The following is a 17,607-nucleotide window of genomic DNA, read 5'->3' on the forward strand; positions in this document are numbered from 1 at the left end:
GGGGGCGGGGGCGCCGGCCAGGCGGTACCGGCGGGTGGCTCCGTCGGTGGCTCGGGGTACTCACCAGCCGGGGTGCCCTGGGCGGGCACCGAGCCGTTCATGGTGATGGTCGGGTTGTCCTGAGGCCGTGCCGGCACGGCGGACAGGTCGTATCCGCACGCGCCGCAGAAACGGTCACCCGACTCGAGGGGTTCCTCGCAGCTCGGGCAGGCGGACAACTGGGGCATCTGCGACATCAACTACACCCACGTCCGGGGGCGGTAACGGTTGGCACGTTCCACCAGGTCGATCCTCTCCTCGCCGCCCCGCGCCAGCCGGGCCAGCGTGCGGTACGAGCGTTCCAGACCGAACCGCAGGCCCCGCTCGTCCAGGCCGCTGCCGAGCAGCGTCCGTCCCCCGGCGGCGGGAGGGGCGGAACCCTGGCCCCCGGAGAGTACCCAGTCCAGCGCGCAACCGAGGACTTCGGCCGACAACTGCTCCCGCCGCGCCGGGTCCAGACCGTACGCCTCCAGCGCCTCCACCTGCGCCGCGGCGGCCGTCAGGTCCTCCAGGAAGGGTACGTCGGAGGACGTCGCGGTGCGCTGCCGCAGCCGGGCTCGCACGGCCGCCACACGGGCCGCCGTGTAGTGGATGGAGGACTCCGGCACCGACTCCAGCGTCCCTACGGCACCGCGCCGGTCCCCGGTCGCCAGCTGCACGCGGGCCAGCCCGAACGCGGAACTCACATAACTGGGATCGGTCGACCACACCAGCCGGTAGTACTCAGCGGCGTTGTCGAGCTGGCCCAGCACCTCCGCGCACAGGCCCAGCGCCAGCTTGGGCGCGATCTCGCCGGGGAAGGCGTCGTAGATCGCGTCGAAGGCGAGCGCGGCGCCCTCGTCGTCGCCCGTCACCAGCGCGGCCACGCCCCGGTACCAGACCACCCGCCAGTCGTCGGGCCGCTCGCCCTCCAGCGCGACCAGCGCTTCCAGCGCGGCGGATGGATCACCGGTCTCCAGCCAGGCCCGGATCTGCCGCAGCCGGGTCTCGGTCGACGGGGCCGGAGCCGCCGCGAGCGCGCCGAGCAGCTCGGCCGGAGCGGAGGTCATCAGGCCCGCCAGGAAACCGGCGTTGGGGTCGGACGGGTCCACCCGCGGGACGGGCAGGGCCAGGGCGGAGGCGGCGGTGTCGACGGGTTTGACGAGGCCGGGCGGGGTGCCGGGACCGGACGGAGTGCCGGAGACGGGCGGGGTGCCGGGACCGGGCGGGGCGGTGACGCCCGGTGAGCCGGCCGGGAGCTGGGCGTTGGCCGGTCGGCCAACGGGGAGGCCGGCGGTGGGCGGGTGAGCGCCGGTGGCGGGCGGATGAGCGCCGGTGGCGGGCAGGGCGGTGGCGGCCGCGGAGCCGCGCCGGGGGCGCACGACCCGCGCTCCCAGCCGGGACACCTCGCCGTCCAGCTTCGGGAACAGCTCCGCGTCGGTGACCCGGAGTTCGGGCCCGAACAGCGTGGACAGGGCGGGCCTCGCCCGGCCCGTCTGGACGGACACGACCTCCCGCAGCACGCCCGTCAGCTGCTCGGTCATCTCCTGCGCGGAGGCGAACCGGCGGGCCGGGTCCGGGTCCGTGGCGCGCACCAGCAGGCGGTAGAACGACTCGTACCGGCGGAAGACCTCGATGTGGTCCGGGTCGGGCAGCGAGTCGGCGTAGACGTTGGTGTAGCCCTGGAAGTCGAAGGTCAGGACGGCGAGGGTGCGGGCAACGGTGTAGAGGTCACTCGCCACCGACGGGCCTGCCTCGGCCACCTCCGGCGCCTGGTAGCCGACCGTGCCGTAGATGGCCGACTCGTCGTCGTCCATCCTGCGCACCGCGCCCATGTCGATCAGCTTGAGCTGGTCCTCGGTCTGGATCGCGTTGTCGACCTTGAAATCGCAGTACAGCAGGTTGCGGCTGTGCAGATGGCCGAGCGCCTCCAGGGCCTCCAGGCCGTACGCGCAGGCCTGCTCCACCGGCAGCGGGTCGCGCCTGCCCTGCGGTGTGCGGCGGGCGTTGGCGATCTCCTTCAGCGACTTGCCGCCGACGTACTCCATGACGATGTAGCCGTCGAGGGAGCCGGTGCGCTGGTCCAGGTGCTCCACGAAGTTGTAGATCCGCACGATGTTGGCGTGCTCGATCTCCGCGAGGAAGCGCCGCTCGGAGATCGCCGCCGCCATCGCGTCCTGGTCGCCCGTGTCCAGCAGGCCCTTGAGGACCACCCAGCGGTCGGACACCGCCCGGTCGACCGCCAGGTAGATCCAGCCCAGGCCGCCGTGTGCGAGACAGCCCACCACCTCGTACTGGCCGTGCACGACGTCCAGGGCCTTCAGCTTCGGCACGAACGAGTACGGGTGCCCGCACTTGGTACAGAAGCCCTCCGTACGCCCCGGCCGGTCGCCGCGCGCACGGCCCACCTGGGCGCCGCAGTCGGAGCGCGAGCAGAACCGCTTCCGCTCGGGCACCTCGGGGTTGTCCAGGACCATCTCGCGCGGGTCGGGGCGCGGGATCGGCGGGACCTGGACGAGACCGGCGCCCAGTCGGCCCCGGGTCGAGGAACCGGCGCCGGAACCGGAGCTGCGCACCGACACCGAGCGGCTCGTGGACTTCCCCGACAGGGAGCGCGAGAGGCGTCCCGACACCGAGCGGCGGGACTTGGACGACTGGGACGACGTACGGGAACTACGGCTGGTGGAGCGGGAACTGCCGCTGCCCGCCGCCCCTCTCCCTGCTCCGCCGGTCACGCCGGTCGGGGGTGATCCGACCATGCCGTTCGGTGCGACCACGGGGGCGAGGCCGCAGGTGTCGCAGTACAGTTCGCCGCCGCCCACGTCCTCGTAGGCGCCGCCGCAGCTGGGCCGCTGACAGGCGCGTGGAGACGCCCCGGGTGGTTCGTGCGGTGCCTGACTCATGGACTCCCCCTTGTCGCTCATGCGCCGGGCCCCCGCCGGTCGTCCTCGGACATGCCCTGGTCCGGGACCCGCGGTCCGCCGAGCAGTTCCGCGGCCGCCTGCTGGTAGCGCAGCACGGCCTGTTCGGCGGCGCGCAGGTCGCAGGGGGCGCTCCACAGCATGCGGCGCGCCTTCTCGTACCGCTCCATGACGAACGTGTCCTCGGCGAAGCCGTGCCGGGCGATCTTCGCCTTGTACGCGTCGAGGCGGCCGCGCAGCTCGGCCCGGACGGCCAGGGGCGCGGTGACCGCGGTCAACGACTCACGGGCGCGCAGCAGTTCGTCCTCGGCCTTCTGCTCCAGCGACTCCAGGAGCGGGGACAGCCGGTGCCACTGCGCCTGCCTGCGGTACTCCGCGGCCGTCGCCAGCTGCTCCTGCAACGCCGTCGGCGGCCCGCTGACGACCGGCACCTCCGTCGCCGCGATCTTCGCGAGGACCTCACCCCGGGCGGTGCGGGCCTCGGCGAGCGTGCGGTCCGCGCGGCTGAGGATGTCCCGCAGCTTGAGGATCCGCGTCTCGGCGTCCTGACGCACGGTCAGCACGGCGTCGATCTCCCGCCGTACGTCCTCCAGGGCGCGCGCCTCCCGGTCGTACACCGTGGTGTCCGGCCTGCCGCCGCCCGGAGCCGAACTTCCCTCCGCGGCCTGCCAGTACGCCAGCGGGTCCGAGACGACCTCCTCGCGCAGCCTGGTCAGGGTGCGGGTGATGCGCTCCAGGTCGTCGCCCGCCGGGTGCTCGCCGGGGCGCACGCCGACCGAGTGCGCGAGGCGGCGGGTGCGCTGGAGTTCGGCCGCCAGCAGATCGATCCGGGCGGGCAGCGCCGACCAGACCGCGTCGGCGGCGACGACCATGTCCAGGCTCGTGGCGTACAGCTCGTTCATCCGGTCGACGAGGGTGCCGAGCGAGTAGCTTTCGCTGAGTCTGTTCGGCGAGCCCTGCGCTGTGGGGGCGTTGGCCGTCGCGGTGGCGCTGCCCGCGACCGTGACCGACTCGCCCTTCAGCAGCTCCGTCAGCTCCACCAGGTCCTCGCGGCTGGACCAGCGGCGGCGGGCACGGATCTCCCGGGCGGTGCGCAGAGCGTCCGCGTAGGCGTCGAAGTAGGTCCACAGCAGCGTGATCGACGCCTCCGTGGACGTCCAGCGGTCCCGGGTGACGCCGGTGAGTTCGGCGCCCTCCAGGAGTCTGCGGCCCGCGTGGTCCTGGAGGGCGAGGAGCGAGGTCTCGATCGCCTCGTGCTCCGCGCCGAGCCGCGCCAGCGCACGGTCCACCTCGTCCCGGTCCATCACCGGCCCGGTGGATCCCGTGACGCCCATCGATCACCTCTCGCTGCGGTAGTGCCGGTTGGGGGGTCGGTCGAGTTGTCAGGTGGTGCGGCGGTACTGCGGTGCGGGTGGCTCCGACTTCTTCGCATCCTTGCCCAGTGTCGCCGAGAGCCATTTCCCGTACGACGCCTGCCAGCCGTTCGCGGTGTCCTCGCGGTAGTCCACCAGGATCTGGTTGACCCGGCGTACCAGATCGTCCGCGTCCTTCTTCATCGCCACGCCGTAGTACTCGGCAGTGAAGGCGTCACCCTTGAGTTGGACCGTCGGATCCTGGGCCGCCTGACTCGCCGCGAGCGCGCCGTCGGTGACCACGGCGTCGGCCTCGCCGAGCTGGAGCCGCACCAGGCAGTCGAGTTGGTTGGGGACGGTCCCGGATATGTCGGTGGTCGCGGGGAGTGTGCCGTCCTTCTGGTCCTCCTCCAGCGTGGAGTAGGCCGTGGAGCCCGCGGCCGTGCAGATCCTGCGGCCCGCCAGCGTGTCGTCGTAGCCCTTGATCGGCGAGGACTTGGGGGCCAGGACCTGCTGTCCCGTCTTGAAGTACGGCGCGGAGAAGGCGACGTCCTTGATGCGGTCGCAGTTGATCGTCATCGTGCGGACGACCATGTCCACGCGGCCGTCCTGGATCGCCGGGATGCGCTGGTCGGTGGGGATCGCCTTGAACTGGACCGCGTCCGGGTCGCCGAGGATGTCCTCGGCGATGCGGTGGACCAAGTCGATGTCGAAGCCCTCCAGCTCGGCGGTCCTGCCGCTGTTGGGGTCGCGGTAGCCCCAGCGGTAGCTGTTCTGGTCGACGCCGACGATCAGCTTGCGCTTCTCGCCCTCGCGGTTCTTGATCGCCTTGATGGTGTCGCCGTCCGCGGAGGAGGGGGACAGGGTCTGTTTCTCGGGGGCCTCGCAGTCCTCTTCGGCCTTCTCCGCCGTGACGCGGGTGGCTTGGGTGACAGCCTCGCCGTCCACGACGTCCGAGTGGGACAGAGGGACGCACAGCGCGAAGACCGCCACCAGGGCGCAGACGACCGCCATCGCGGTCACCCCGCCCCAGCCCCTCAGACTGGCCCGCAGACGTCGTGCTCGCATCGTCACGCCCCCTTTCGCCCTTGTCCCGTTCACCGGTACTCCGAGAGCCTGCGTCCCATGCCCAGGACCGCGCCCGCGGCACCGAGCACGGCGAGTACGGCCGCGCCCGCCGACAGGCCCGTCAGGGCGTCCCGGCCGTCGTCGGCGGCCTGCTTGAACTCGGTCTCCTCGTGCGCGAGTGCCGTGCGCAGGTTCTCGTCGACGCTGTCGAAGCACTCGCCGGTCGCGTCCTTGGTGCCGATGACCATGCCCAGCGCGCGCTGGTAGTTGCCGTTCTCGTCCTGCTCGCGGGCCGCGGTGTGGCGCTTCTTCCACTCCGTCATGTTGCCGACGGCGGCCGTGACGGGCCGCTCGCCCGAGGTGTCGTCGGCGAGCTTCTCGGCGTCCTCCAGGTACGCGGCCAGGGCTTTCATCTCCGCGCGGAAGTCGTAGTCGTAAGCGTCGTAGGTCTCTTCACCGACCTTCTTCGTCTCCGCGCCGCGGGCCACCAGGGTCAGGTTCTCGTTGCCCCTCGCCTTGAGGGAGGCGAGGCGGGCGTCGTGCAGGACGTTCAGGGAGCGGACGCCGTGGTCGTAGGAGTCGTTCAGGCCCGCGCGGGCGATGCTGTGGCCGACGACCAGCCAGAGGAGGACCACGGTCGCGGTGGCCGTGGCGGCGACCAAGCCGTGGTTCAGGACGCGGTTCGTGCGCCGGTAGTTGCGGTGCTGGGCCCAGGCGAGAGCGGCCAGCGCGGCGACGCCGAGGGCTATGGCCGCCCACGGGTAGGGCGTGGCGTCCGCGTAGTCCGCGCGCAGGCGCTGGTTCTCCTTCTTGTACAGGTCCTCCGCCGCCGGGAGCATCTGCTGCTGCATCTTCTCGTTGGCGTAGCGCAGGTAGGCGCCGCCGACCGGGAAACCCTGGCGGTTGTAGGTGCGGGCGCGTTCGACCAGGCCCTTGTACTCCGGGAGGAGTCTGTTCAGCTCCGCGATGGTCGTGGCCGACGGGGAGTCGGGGTCCGAGTTGGCGGCGGCGTTGACGAGTTTCTCGGCGGCCGTGCGAATGTTCTTCTCGTACCGGTCGCGGGAGGTGGCCGTCTCCTGGCCACCGGCGAGGAAGCCGCTGGAGGCGGCGGTGTTGGCGTCCGCGAGGGAACGGTAGATGTCCGCCGCGTCCGAACTGAGGGGCTGACTGCTGGTGAGCACGTCGTCGGCGGCGTCCGCGCGCTCGGTCATCTGCCATGCGGTGACGGCGCCGAAGGCGACGACGAGGAGGGCGAGGACGGCGCCGATGATGCGGAGCCGGCCGGGTTCCGTGGTCGCGGCGGCCCGGAGCCGGTCAACCCCTTCGGCGAAGGCGGTACGGCGGGGTTGAGGCTCTGCACGGCCTTGCGGCGCCTGGGGTGGTTGCGCCGGCTGGGCAGGGAGAACGGCCGTCCCCGTGCCCGGTGGTGGTGCGCTGCTCGTCGGCAGGTGTGTCACTGTGACCTCCCCCATGGTCATCCGTCGCCGCAAGTATCCCTTCCGGCACTGACATCCGCACCGGCCTTGCCTCGATCTTGATCGGATCGCAGCGTGAGGCACCACCCCTTGTCCAGGAACACGTCGAGGGACGCGGTTCGGTTCCCGTGCGAGAGGCACGCGGTCACCCGACGTAGCGTCGGAACCCATGCGCCAGCGCCTCGAAACCACACGCCTCGTAGAACCTGTGGACGTACGCGTCATCCGCCGCCAGCAGCTGCACCTTGTAGCAGCCGGCGGATTCCCCCAACAGCACGGCTGCCTCCATCAGCTGCCGCCCGACACTCCGCCGCTGGAAGCGGCCCGCGACCACGACGTTCTCCACGAACAGGATGGCCTTGCCACCGCGGGTGAGATTCGGCATCACGACACAGTCCGCCGTCCCGGCCACGGCGCCGTCAGCCTCGGCGACCAGCACAGTCCGCCCGTGCTGCCCGCGTATGGCCGCCCAGACGGCCTCTGCCGTGCCGTGGGGCAACGGCCCGTCGTCGGGGTTCAGTTCGCTGTAGAGGGCCAGCAGAGCCGACAGATCTGCCGCGTCTGCCGGCCGCACGGTGATCTTCATGGGCTGAGCTTAGAGGGGGCTCCAACAGCGAGCTTCAAAGGAGCGCGACGCCAGGCAGGGCAAGGATTAAAGTCCCTTGGGTCATGGCTGATTACGACACATACGGCTCCAGTACGCACACCGCTGGTGACCTGGTACGGCTTGTAAGCGCCCGCCTGGGAACGACTTTCCGGGAGCGAGAGAGCCACTTCCGGGGCATCTACTACCTCGCCGACGACCACAGCGTGCGGGTCGAGGTCCAGCCCAATGAAGTTCCCGGCGACGACGAAGACGTACCTTTCGACGACGCTCACCCGGAATACCGAATCCTCGTGCTGACGACCACCACGACCCCCGGGACCACCCTGCGGGCTCGGTTGGAGTCCATCGAAGGGCTATTGCACCTGCGGCACGAGTCAGTGTGAGACCCGGCCGCTCGCACGCCCGCCGTCGGTTCGCCCCAGGCCGGTTCAGGGCGCGGGTCAGTCCCCCGTCGGCGTCTCCTTGCGGCGCAGTACCACCAGGGTCGCTCCGCCGAGCAGGACCAGGGTGATGGCGATGCCCGCTATCAGGGGTGTGACCTCGGAGCCGCCGGTTTCGGCGAGGTTGGTGTCCGTGGCCGTGCCGCCCACCGTCGCCGGGCTCGGTTCGCTCAGGGTCTGAGTGGCCGTGCCCGTCTCGCTGCCCTGGGTCTGGCAGTCCAGAATGCCGGTGAAGCGCTTGGTGAAGCCGCCCGGGCCGTGGATCGTGAAGTCGTACGCCTGGTCCTCCTGGAGAGGCACCGTCACCGTGCGGGACTCGCCCGGGGCGATGGTGTGCTCGAGGCCGGCGAGTTCGAAGGTGAACGGCGCGTCGCCCTTGTTCGAGGCGATGACGTCCACTCCCCCGTCGGCGCAGTTCTTCGCCGCCGACAGCGCCGGGATCGGGCCCTCCTTGGCCCAGGTCGCCCCGGCCGTCGCCGACACCGTCGACTCGCTCGACCCGGCCAGGATCTGCGTCTGGCTCCGGCTCTCGGAGGCGAAGGCCCGACCGACCGGCACGGTCGTCGAAGCCTGCACGGTCAGGTCGGCCGTGCCCGCCGCCGTGTCCTCGGGCACGTCGAAGAACACCTGCCCGCCGTCGGCCGCGGACGTGAGGGCCTTGCCCTGCTTGTCGACGATCCGCACCCCGCTCGTGGCGGCGTCCGCGGGCGGCGACACCGTCACGCTGCTCGCGTTGGTGTGCACCGTCACCGGCCCGAGCCGCTCGCCCGGCCGCCCGGAGACCGCGGGCGGGTCGAGGGTGAGCGAGGCCCGGGGTTCCGGCAGGTTGCGGGCGTTCTTCTCCAGGTAGTCGGCGAGCTGCTCGGCCTGCGGGTCGAGGGCGTCGACGGCCACGTCGTCCGAATAGCGCCAGATCGCCACCTGCGTGCCGGACGCCGCGTCCTGCTCGGTCAGCACGCCCCGGACACCCGCCTTCCGGGCGAGCGCCGCGAGGTCGTTCACCTGCGGGTACGAGTTCTGCAGGATCCAGCGGATCCGGCCCGCGTCCTTGTTGGCCCCCAGGGACGTGCCGCTCCACGGCGTCTCGTGGTACTTGGCGTCCCGCTGCGTGGGGTTGTGCAGGTCGACGCAGTACGTCTGGAGCATGCCGCCGCCGTCGACGGCCATCTCGAACAGGCCCGCCGACACCTGCTGGTCCCCGGTGCCACCGTTGCCGCCGTGTATCACGGCGGTGCCGTACGTCTTGAGCCCCGCTATCGTCGCGGTCGCTCCACCCTGACTCTGCGTGGTCTCGTCGGCGGCCGCCCGGCCGGCACCGGCCATCACACCCGCGGCGACCAGCCCGGACACCAGCGTCGCGGCACCGAGGCCGGCCGGCCCTCGCCTGCGTACGCGCACCGCAGAGAACGAAGCAATCACCAAATTCCCCTTCGAGCAGGACCCGTCGATGTGGGGGGTACGGTCCCACCAGCAGAATCAGAAGCCTCGCAGGCCCCAAGAGCCTCGAAAGCTTTCCCGGCATCCTAGGGACGCGACCGACCCCGCTCGCCGGTGAGGCAGTCGGACGAGTGATCCGACTCGGAATCGTTATCGCCAAGATCCCTTGTGAGCAGGGCTTATCGACAAATCCACGCCTGACTTTCCGGTGTGCACGTGCCGATAAGCCGCAGTTCGGGCGGGTCACGCCGTGATTGACGTCACGTCAGCACTGCTGGTTCTGCGGGAGGTTGAGCGGCGGACGCCTCCGTAGCCGCCGAACTGTCCGGTGATGTTTCCCAGTTGGGCTCGGACTGCACCGGCATGCCCGCAGTCTCCGGCTTGCCCCCGCGCCGGAACGCCGAGGTGCCCCAGGCGAGATCGTGACCGATCGCCACCGCGTCGATGTCCGCCGAGGTCCAGTTCTGCCCCTCGCGCACATCGGTCCGCACCTTCAGCCTGCCTTGCACGATCACGGGCTCCCCCACCGTCAGCGACGCCGCCGCGTTCGTGGCGAGTTGGCGGTTGGCCCACACCGTGAAGAAGTTGGTGTGGCCGTCCGTCCACACGTTCTTCTCCCGGTCCCAGTAGCGCGCGGTCGCCGCCAGCCGGAACCTCGCCGACGGGCCGGACGCCACCTCCCGGTACACCGGCTGCGTCGCCACCCGCCCGACCGCGCACACCATCGTCTCGTTCATCGCGAACCCCTCCCTCGCCCGGGCTCCGGCCCCGGGGCCGACACACGTACGGGCCTGTCCCGTACGGCTCTGCCCACCAGACTGCCGCCGCCGGGCCGAGCCCGCTGAGCGCTGTGGACCACCGCTGACCTGTGGACAACGCCGCCACCCGGGCGGGTGAAGCCGAAGGCGTCCGCGTACTCACAGGGGGGCTGCGTACACACGGGGAGGGCGGCGCCCGACCGGACGCCGCCCTCGGCGCATCGAGGCACGCGGTCCGTCACAACCGCCGTGCCACCGCCATGCCTCCGAAGCCACGACTCCGGCTCCGGGCCTGCCCCAGCTCCGGAGCCAGGAGCCCCGGGCTCACCGCCCCACTCCCACCACCCTCCCGTACTGCTCCCGAACCTCCCGGTACCGCAGCAACTCCGCCGCCACCGGATCCAGCACCCGTGCCCGTCCGCACCCGGCCGCCGCCTCCCGCAGCCGGCGTTCCGCCTCCAGGCCGTAGCGCCGTGCCGGGCCGCGGGCCGCCATCCGGCAGCTCCACTCGATGAGCGGACCGCCGACGATTCCGATGATCATCAGCAGCACCGGCACGCCCAGGTTCGGCGACATGATCTGGACGATCTGACCCAGCAGCCACAGCCCGCCCAGGAACTGAAGGATCGTCATGGACGCCTGGGCCAGTACGGCCATCGGCCACCACCCCGGCCGTGGCGGCCGCCCCGTCGGCACTCCCGCGCGCACGCTCAGCTCGTCCAGCGCCTCGGGCAGCCCCTGGGAGCCCCGGGCGGCCGCCTCACGCACCGCCTGGGCCCAGGGTGCGGGCAGCCCTGCCGAGGCACGTTCGGCCACCGTCCGCACCGCCGTCTCGACCCGCTGCCGGGCGGTGGCCTCTTCGTCGGCCTGCGTGCGCCCGGAGAGCCGGCCCGTGGTGGGCTCGCCACGATCCTGGTACCAGCGCCACAACCGCAGCCAGGGCGTACCGCAGGCACGGTTGGCGTTGCGCAGCCACGCGCGCTCGGCCGCCTCCCCCGCCGCCGTCGCACCCACCGCGTCCGCGAGCCGGTCGGAGAACTCCTCCCGGGCCTGTTCGCTGAGCCCGGTCCGCCGCCGGGTGGCGTAGACGGGCCGGAGCCGGGCCGCCGCGATGTCGACGTCGGCCGAGATACGGCGGGCCGGTGCCGTGCGCTCCGCGACGAACTGGCCGAGTGATTCACGCAGTTCGCCGACGCCCTCCCCGGTGAGCGCGGACAGTGCGAGGACGGTCGTACCCGGCTCGCCGAACTCCCCGAGGGCGATGCCGTCCTCGTCGAGGAGCCGCCGCAGATCGTCGAGGACCTGCTCGGCGGCCTCCCCGGGCAACCGGTCGACCTGGTTGAGGACGACGAACATGACCTCGGCGTGGGCCGCCATCGGCCGCAGATAGCGCTCGTGGAGGACGGCGTCGGCGTACTTCTCCGGGTCGACGACCCAGATGACCGCGTCGACGAGCCCCAGGATGCGGTCGACGTGCTCGCGGTGCTGCACGGCCGCCGAGTCGTGGTCGGGCAGGTCGATCAGGACGAGCCCGCGCAGCGGCGACTCCGCGTCCCCGGCGGTGGGCAGCGGGCGCCGGCGCAGCCGCGGTGGGATGCCGAGCCGTTCGATGAGGTTCGCCGCCCCGTCGCTCCAACTGCACGCGATGGGTGCGGCTGTCGTCGGGCGGCGCAGGCCGGTCTCGGAGATGGCCACCCCGGCGAGCGCGTTGAACAGCTGCGACTTGCCGCTGCCCGTGGCGCCCGCGATGGCGACGACGGTGTGCTGCCCGGAGAGCCTGCGGCGCGCGGACGCCTCGTCGAGCACCCGCCCCGCCCGTGCCAGCGTCCGGCTGTCGAGCCGGGTACGGGACAGCCCCACCAGTTCGCGCAGCGCCTCCAGCCGGGACCGCAACCCCGAGTCGTACACCAAGGGGGCCACCGTCTGCGGCGTGGTGGTGCGGCTGTCCAGGACGGCGTACTGGTCGCCCCCGGTGGTCTCGTTGACCCGCCGCGCGATGAGCCCGTCGTCCCAGGCGTCGATGGAGTCGGTGTGGTCCATGGAGTCGGTACGGGCCGCGGAGTCGGTACGGGCCGTGGAGTCCGTACGACTCCCGGCGTTCCTACGGCCCCCGGCGTCCGTACGACTCCCGACGTCCGTACGACTTCCCGACGTCCGTACGGTCCGTGGAACGCCTCCCTTGAGGGGGGATTCACCGGTCCCGCACGCGAGCGTGCTCCTCGGTTCACCCGCACCCCCACCCCCGGAGGCGTTCTTCGGTAGCCCGGAACCTCCGCTTTCGCCTGTGAGGCCTCGGCCTCGGCGGATCCGGCCTTTGTTTCCTTGTCGCCCGGTTGTTCGGCGTGCTCGGTGGGGTCCTGGTCAGTGACGGCGGTCACCGGTCACCTCTCCTTCTGCAGTACGGACAGCGCGGCGATGAGTTCGGCCTGCGGCTCCGGGTGGACATCGAGGGCGTCGAGCGGGGCGAGCCGGCGCTCGCGTTCGGCGTGCAGGACCCGGTCCACGTACTCGGTGAGCAGCCGTCCGGCCCGGTCGCGCAGCCGTAGCGCGCCGTGGGCGCCGATCCGCTCGGCGAGGCTCTCCCCGGCCATCCGCCCCCGTCGGCCGCCCAGCAGGGAGGTGGCGAGCAGGGCGGCGACATGCTCGGGGTCGGGGGCGAGGTTCCGGTCGAGCTCGCGCACCTCCTCATCGGCGTACTCCTCGAGCTCCCGCCGCCAGCGTCGTACGGCGAGTCCGATCCGGTGCTCGGCGTTCTCCGCCGCGGGCTCACGGTCGGCGAGCCCGGGTGCGGCGGCCGCCGGTTCGCGCCGCCAGGCGTCGTCGATCCGCTCTTCGGCGGCGGTGACGGCGCACAGCAGCAGCGTGCCCAGACTCTCCACGAGCGCGTCGAGCAGCTCACCTGCGGTGCAGTCCAGGGGGAAGGCGCGCCACCTCTTGAGGGCGTCCCCGGCGAGTACCGCTCCGGCCTGCAACCGGCCCCGCACGCGCGTGTACTCGCTGTCGTACGCCCCGTCGACGGCGGCGGTGAGCCGCAGCGCGGCGGCGTACTGCGCGGCGGCGGCGCCGGCCAGTTCGGGCATCCGGGACTTGAGGGAGTTGAGGACGCCGTACGCGGTACGGGCCAGCACCTGCTGGCGGGCCGCCGGGTCCTGGACCAGGTGGACCAGCCAGGCGCGCAGCTGGGCCACGGCGGTGGCCGGCAGCAGCCCGCCGCCCCAGGCCGACTCGGGCAGTTCGGGCACGGTGAATCGCGGCACGTGCCCGAGGCCGGCCTTGGTGAGCAGGGCGCCGTACTGCCGCGACACCTCGGCGACCACCTGGTGGGGCACCCGGTCGAGTACGGTGACGAGGGTCACGTCGTACTCCTTGGCGGTGCGCAGCATGTGCCAGGGCACGGCGTCGGCGTAGCGGGCGGCCGTGGTGACCATGATCCAGATGTCGGCCGCGCAGATGAGCTCGGCTGCCAGGACGCGGTTGTCGGAGACCAGGGAGTCGATGTCTGGAGCGTCGAGGAGGGCGAGGCCGGGCGGCAGTGTGGCGGCGGTCTCGACGCGCAGCACGCGCGCGGGGTTCTCGCCCGGGAGCAGCAGGTCGTCCGTGGATTCCTGCTGGGTCACCCACACGCGCGTCAGGTCGGGCAGCACCCTCATCCCGCTGAACCAGTGCTGATCCTCCGGATGGCAGACCAGCACGGGGGTCCGTGTCGTCGGCCGCAGCACACCCGCCTCGCTCACGCGCCGCCCTACGAGTGAGTTCACCAGCGTCGACTTCCCGGCTCCGGTCGATCCGCCCACGACGGCCAGAAGCGGCGCTTCGGGCTCCCGCAACCGGGGCACCAAGTAGTCGTCGAGCTGCGCGAGCAGTTCGTCGCGGTTGGCACGCGCGCGTGGGGCCCCCGCCAGGGGCAGCGGGAAGCGTGCGGCGGCGACACGGTCGCGCAGGGCGGAAAGTGCGTCGAGCAGCTGAGGCCGTACGTCCAAGGTCACCACATGCGAAGAATGCCCAATTTTAGGGGATTTCTGAAGCATATGAGCATGTCTGCGCGCCGACGGAACACAAGGGACGGAAGGGACTACTGGGACGGGGGCACACTCCAGGCATAACGAGTGCACAACACCCGATGCGTCAGACGCCAAAAGCGATGCACGATTCGTACCTGCCTGCGATTATCAGGACCGCTTCACCGAACCTCCACATCGAGCCACGGAGGCGAAGCAACAGGGGCAAGGACGCGGGAGCCCTATCCTTGTCCCCGGCAACGTCACGGATCGGCCCACACCAGGGCACCACGACAGAGGCCACCACACCCGGCCCCCGTAGCTCAGTGGATAGAGCAGGCGCCTTCTAAGCGCTTGGCCGCAGGTTCGAGTCCTGCCGGGGGCGCAAGTCTCCGCCCTCCCTTTGGGGAGGGCTTTTTGCTGGTCAGGGCGGGTGCTGGCCGACGTGACGAAGCCCCGGGGCCCCGTTTGTCGCGGCGAAGAAGGCGTGAAGTCGCTCACCGCCGCGCGGCCGGCGCCGTATCCAGTCGAGGATCGCCGCCCCCTGCTCGGGGTTCAGCAGGGACCGCTTGTCCACGGCGTTCGCGGTCTTCACGACGGCCGTCGACTCCTTCCCCTTGGGAAGCAGGTTGGTCCGCAGGATGCGCCGCCAAACCGCGTACTTCATGGCTCCCAGGCCGAGACGGGCAGCGAGTTCCGCTCGACCCATCGCAGGATGGCCGCCACGTCTCGGAGTGTGTCGGGTCGCGGGCAGGCAGTTCTGGCTGGGCCCGGCCCGCTCGGGGCTGACGGTGACGTTCTGGGCCGACACACAGGTGATCCACCTGCTGATCGCCGGGTCGCGGATCAAGTCGGCGCGGTCCCACCTGCCGGTGGCGGACCTGGCCCAGCCGGCGGCCCGGGGAGGGCGTGCGGCGGGGCCGTCGCCGCTGCCGACGGGTGACGGTGCCGCATTCGAGGTGGACCGGACGGTGAACTTTACTGTCCGATACAACGCACTTGTCACCTTATAAAAGCCAGCTCCGGCCGGATCGAAGACTTCAGTAAATCTCCAAAACAACTCGGTGGCGCTCAGTGCAATTGGATCGGCGTATTTCTCGTATGCCGCCCGGCTTGCCTTTTCTTCTGCTAGGACCGCGCCGACCTCCCCGACAGCGGGTCACCCAGGAGCTCAGCGCTGATGGGCACCCACGACAAGCCAGCCGTCGCCGTGATCACTCCGACGGGTCTTCGCTCGAATCGCCTGCCTGGCCGTAGCCGTGCCGCGCCGCGGCTCGCCCCCGCCCGCTCGACCAGAGGTCTCATCACCCGAGTGGCGGCCTCCTGCCCGATGTGTTGGGGTGGAATACGAGGCTTCCGCAAGCAATAAGAAACAAATGGCAGCACCATGTAGCGAAGGTCAAGAGCGATTTCCATGGGCACATGGCCGAGCTTGACGTGAAGCGCGCCCAGCACCACGCGGAGCATGCCGAGAACTACGCGATGTCCGCGATCGACTTCGCCGCCGCAGCGATCGAGGAGGCGGAATCCGCCGCACTGGAGGCAATGCCGGCACGCTCGGATCGCCGAAACCCTGGCCGGCGCCTGGACACTCGCTCTCCAGGACACACGCTGCCGCGCGTCGGGGTCCGCGTGGCAGCGTGAGAGAGAGGACATCATGCGCCGCTATCCGCCGATCGCCGATCACGGCCTCATAGGCGACCTGCAGACCAGCGCACTGGTCACCGGCGAAGGTGTGATCGACTGGTTCTGCCCGCGCCGCTTCGACGCGCCGAGTCTGTTCGCGTCCCTGCTCGACCACGACCGCGGTGGCTACTTCTCGGTCACCGCCGAGGCCGAGAACCCCACGCCCCGGCAGCTCTACCTGGCCGACACCGCGATCCTGGTCACCCGGTTCCTGACCGAGGACGGGACCGGCGAGGTGGTCGACTTCATGCCGGTGGACGAACCGGAGACGCCGACCGACCGGCACGAGATCGTCCGCCTGCTCCGCTGCGTACGCGGCAAGGTGCGCTTCACAATGGAGTGCCGGCCCCGGTTCGACTACGCGCGGGCGGGCCACCGGCTCGAACTGGCCGATGGCACCGCGCGCTTCGAAGGGCCGGGCACGACCGCGTATCTGCAGACCGACAAGCTCCCACTGGAGCGGGACGGCGACGACGTCACCGCGACGGTGGAATTGGGGCAAGGGGAGATCGCGGCGGCCGTGCTGACCGTGCGCGACAGCGGCGCCGCGGCGCCCGAACCGATCGAGGAGACGACCGGCCGCCGGATCTTCGCCGAGACCGCACATTTCTGGCGGGGCTGGCTGCGGCAGTGCCGCTACCAGGGCCGCTGGCAGAATGCGGTCAAGCGGTCCGCGATCACCCTGAAGCTGCTCACGTACGCCCCCACGGGGGCCTACGTCGCCGCCGCCACCATGGGCCTGCCCGAGCAGATCGGCGGGGAACGCAACTGGGACTACCGCTACACGTGGATCCGTGATGCCTCCTTTACGGTCCGGGCGCTGGTCGACCTGGGCTTCAACCAGGAGGCCGCCGCCTTCGCGGGGTGGCTGGACGGCCGGCTGCGGAGCGCCGGCACCGTCACCGGCGAACCGCTGCAGATCATGTACCGCCTGGACGGTGATCCCCGTCTCGACGAGGAGATCCTGGACCACCTCGAGGGCTACCGCGGCTCCGCCCCGATCCGCCTCGGCAACGGCGCCGCCGGACAGCTTCAGCTCGACATCTACGGCGAGGCCGTCTACGCGCTGGCCGTCTCGCGGGAGGTCACCGAGGGCGCCGGGTACGACGGCTGGAAGGTCACGGCAGGGGTACTGGACTGGCTCGCCAAGCACTGGGACCGTCCGGACGAGGGCATCTGGGAGACACGCGGCGGTCGCAAGGACTTCACGTACAGCAGGGTGATGAGCTGGGCGGCCTTCCACCACGGCATCAGGCTGGCCGACTCCCTGGCCGCCCCCGCCGACGTCATGTCCTGGCGGAACGCCCGCGACGCGATCATGGCCCAGGTGATGGAACACGGCTGGAACGAGAAGCGCCGCGCCCTGGTGCAGTCCTACGGCGCCGAGGTGCTGGACGCGTCCCTGCTGCTGGCGCCGCAGGTGCGCTTCCTGTCCCCGAAGGACCCGCGCTGGCTGGCCACCCTGGACGCGATGGACGAGGAACTGGTCTCCGACAGCCTGGTCTACCGCTACAACCCCGAAGCCTCGCCCGACGGCCTGCGCGGCAGCGAGGGCACCTTCTCGCTGTGCAGCTTCCTGTACGTGAGCGCGCTCGCCAGGGCCGGGCGGCTGGAACAGGCCCGGTACGCCTTCGACAAGATGCTCACCTACGCCAACCACGTCGGCCTGTTCGCCGAGGAGATCGGGCCGAGCGGCGAGCAGCTCGGCAACTTCCCTCAGGCGTTCACCCACCTCTCGCTGATCACCGCCGCCATAGCCCTGGACGACGAACTCGACCGCGCCGAACTGGGGTGAGCGACCGGCCGGAGCAGGAGCCGCGGCAGCAGACCGGCCGCGCCCGTCCGGA

General features: G+C 71.2%; 14 protein-coding genes, 1 tRNA gene and 1 pseudogene. 5 read left to right on the forward strand and 11 right to left on the reverse strand.

Going from position 1 to position 17,607, the window contains the following annotated elements; translation table 11 throughout:
- From SSQG_RS42690 to SSQG_RS13520, 6 genes are all read right to left on the reverse strand, one after another.
- Positions 1 to 236, reverse strand: a 236-nt coding sequence (locus tag SSQG_RS42690) for a zinc ribbon domain-containing protein (protein ID WP_244299118.1), incomplete at its 3' end; no start/stop codon positions are given.
- Between the two features lie 3 nt (positions 237 to 239).
- Positions 240 to 2,921: a serine/threonine-protein kinase gene (locus SSQG_RS13500; RefSeq protein ID WP_003990325.1), complete on the reverse strand. Its 2,682-nt coding sequence runs from the start codon at positions 2,919 to 2,921 to the stop codon at positions 240 to 242.
- Between the two features lie 17 nt (positions 2,922 to 2,938).
- Complete coding sequence (locus tag SSQG_RS13505) at positions 2,939 to 4,273, reverse strand: hypothetical protein (protein ID WP_003990326.1); 1,335 nt, start codon at positions 4,271 to 4,273, stop codon at positions 2,939 to 2,941.
- A gap of 48 nt (positions 4,274 to 4,321) precedes the next feature.
- Positions 4,322 to 5,359 (reverse strand): glutamate ABC transporter substrate-binding protein, encoded by a 1,038-nt coding sequence (locus tag SSQG_RS13510; protein WP_208865640.1) that lies wholly within the window; start codon positions 5,357 to 5,359, stop codon positions 4,322 to 4,324.
- Between the two features lie 29 nt (positions 5,360 to 5,388).
- A complete protein-coding gene (locus tag SSQG_RS13515; RefSeq protein WP_039935038.1) occupies positions 5,389 to 6,816 on the reverse strand; it encodes a hypothetical protein in 1,428 nt (475 codons plus the stop codon).
- Between the two features lie 163 nt (positions 6,817 to 6,979).
- Positions 6,980 to 7,420, reverse strand: a complete 441-nt coding sequence (locus SSQG_RS13520) for a GNAT family N-acetyltransferase (RefSeq protein WP_003990329.1) — start codon at positions 7,418 to 7,420, stop codon at positions 6,980 to 6,982.
- Positions 7,421 to 7,503: 83 nt separating this feature from the next.
- On the opposite strand from SSQG_RS13520, the gene SSQG_RS13525 reads away from it, so the two are divergent.
- Positions 7,504 to 7,824 carry a hypothetical protein gene (locus SSQG_RS13525; protein ID WP_003990330.1) on the forward strand — a complete coding sequence of 107 codons (321 nt, stop codon included), beginning with the start codon at positions 7,504 to 7,506 and terminating at the stop codon, positions 7,822 to 7,824.
- A gap of 57 nt (positions 7,825 to 7,881) precedes the next feature.
- Here SSQG_RS13525 and SSQG_RS13530 read toward each other — a convergent pair whose 3' ends face one another.
- The 4 genes from SSQG_RS13530 to SSQG_RS13545 form a co-directional block, all read right to left on the reverse strand.
- Complete coding sequence (locus tag SSQG_RS13530; RefSeq protein ID WP_003990331.1) at positions 7,882 to 9,300, reverse strand: Cys-Gln thioester bond-forming surface protein; 1,419 nt, start codon at positions 9,298 to 9,300, stop codon at positions 7,882 to 7,884.
- Between the two features lie 278 nt (positions 9,301 to 9,578).
- Positions 9,579 to 10,055: a single-stranded DNA-binding protein gene (locus SSQG_RS13535; RefSeq protein WP_003990332.1), complete on the reverse strand. Its 477-nt coding sequence runs from the start codon at positions 10,053 to 10,055 to the stop codon at positions 9,579 to 9,581.
- Positions 10,056 to 10,400: 345 nt separating this feature from the next.
- A complete protein-coding gene (locus SSQG_RS13540) occupies positions 10,401 to 12,116 on the reverse strand; it encodes a YfjP family GTPase (protein WP_003990333.1) in 1,716 nt (571 codons plus the stop codon).
- A gap of 341 nt (positions 12,117 to 12,457) precedes the next feature.
- On the reverse strand, positions 12,458 to 14,065 hold the full coding sequence (locus tag SSQG_RS13545; RefSeq protein ID WP_003990334.1) for a dynamin family protein: 1,608 nt from the start codon (positions 14,063 to 14,065) through the stop codon (positions 12,458 to 12,460).
- 321 nt (positions 14,066 to 14,386) lie between these two features.
- On the opposite strand from SSQG_RS13545, the gene SSQG_RS13550 reads away from it, so the two are divergent.
- A tRNA-Arg gene (locus SSQG_RS13550) sits at positions 14,387 to 14,459 on the forward strand.
- Positions 14,460 to 14,498: 39 nt separating this feature from the next.
- Here the strand turns inward: SSQG_RS13550 and SSQG_RS13555 are convergent.
- Positions 14,499 to 14,741 (reverse strand): hypothetical protein, encoded by a 243-nt coding sequence (locus tag SSQG_RS13555; protein WP_039932626.1) that lies wholly within the window; start codon positions 14,739 to 14,741, stop codon positions 14,499 to 14,501.
- 70 nt (positions 14,742 to 14,811) lie between these two features.
- Between SSQG_RS13555 and SSQG_RS43995 the strand changes: the two are divergent.
- From SSQG_RS43995 to SSQG_RS38185, 3 genes and pseudogenes are all read left to right on the forward strand, one after another.
- Positions 14,812 to 15,051, forward strand: a pseudogene (locus SSQG_RS43995) (IS481 family transposase); the annotation flags it as partial.
- Between the two features lie 445 nt (positions 15,052 to 15,496).
- Positions 15,497 to 15,718 (forward strand): hypothetical protein, encoded by a 222-nt coding sequence (locus SSQG_RS38180; protein ID WP_003990337.1) that lies wholly within the window; start codon positions 15,497 to 15,499, stop codon positions 15,716 to 15,718.
- 13 nt (positions 15,719 to 15,731) lie between these two features.
- Positions 15,732 to 17,555: a glycoside hydrolase family 15 protein gene (locus SSQG_RS38185; protein WP_003990338.1), complete on the forward strand. Its 1,824-nt coding sequence runs from the start codon at positions 15,732 to 15,734 to the stop codon at positions 17,553 to 17,555.
- The last annotated feature ends 52 nt before the right edge of the window (positions 17,556 to 17,607 follow it).

It is taken from the genome of Streptomyces viridochromogenes DSM 40736, from assembly GCF_000158955.1.
GTDB lineage: Bacteria > Actinomycetota > Actinomycetes > Streptomycetales > Streptomycetaceae > Streptomyces > Streptomyces venetus.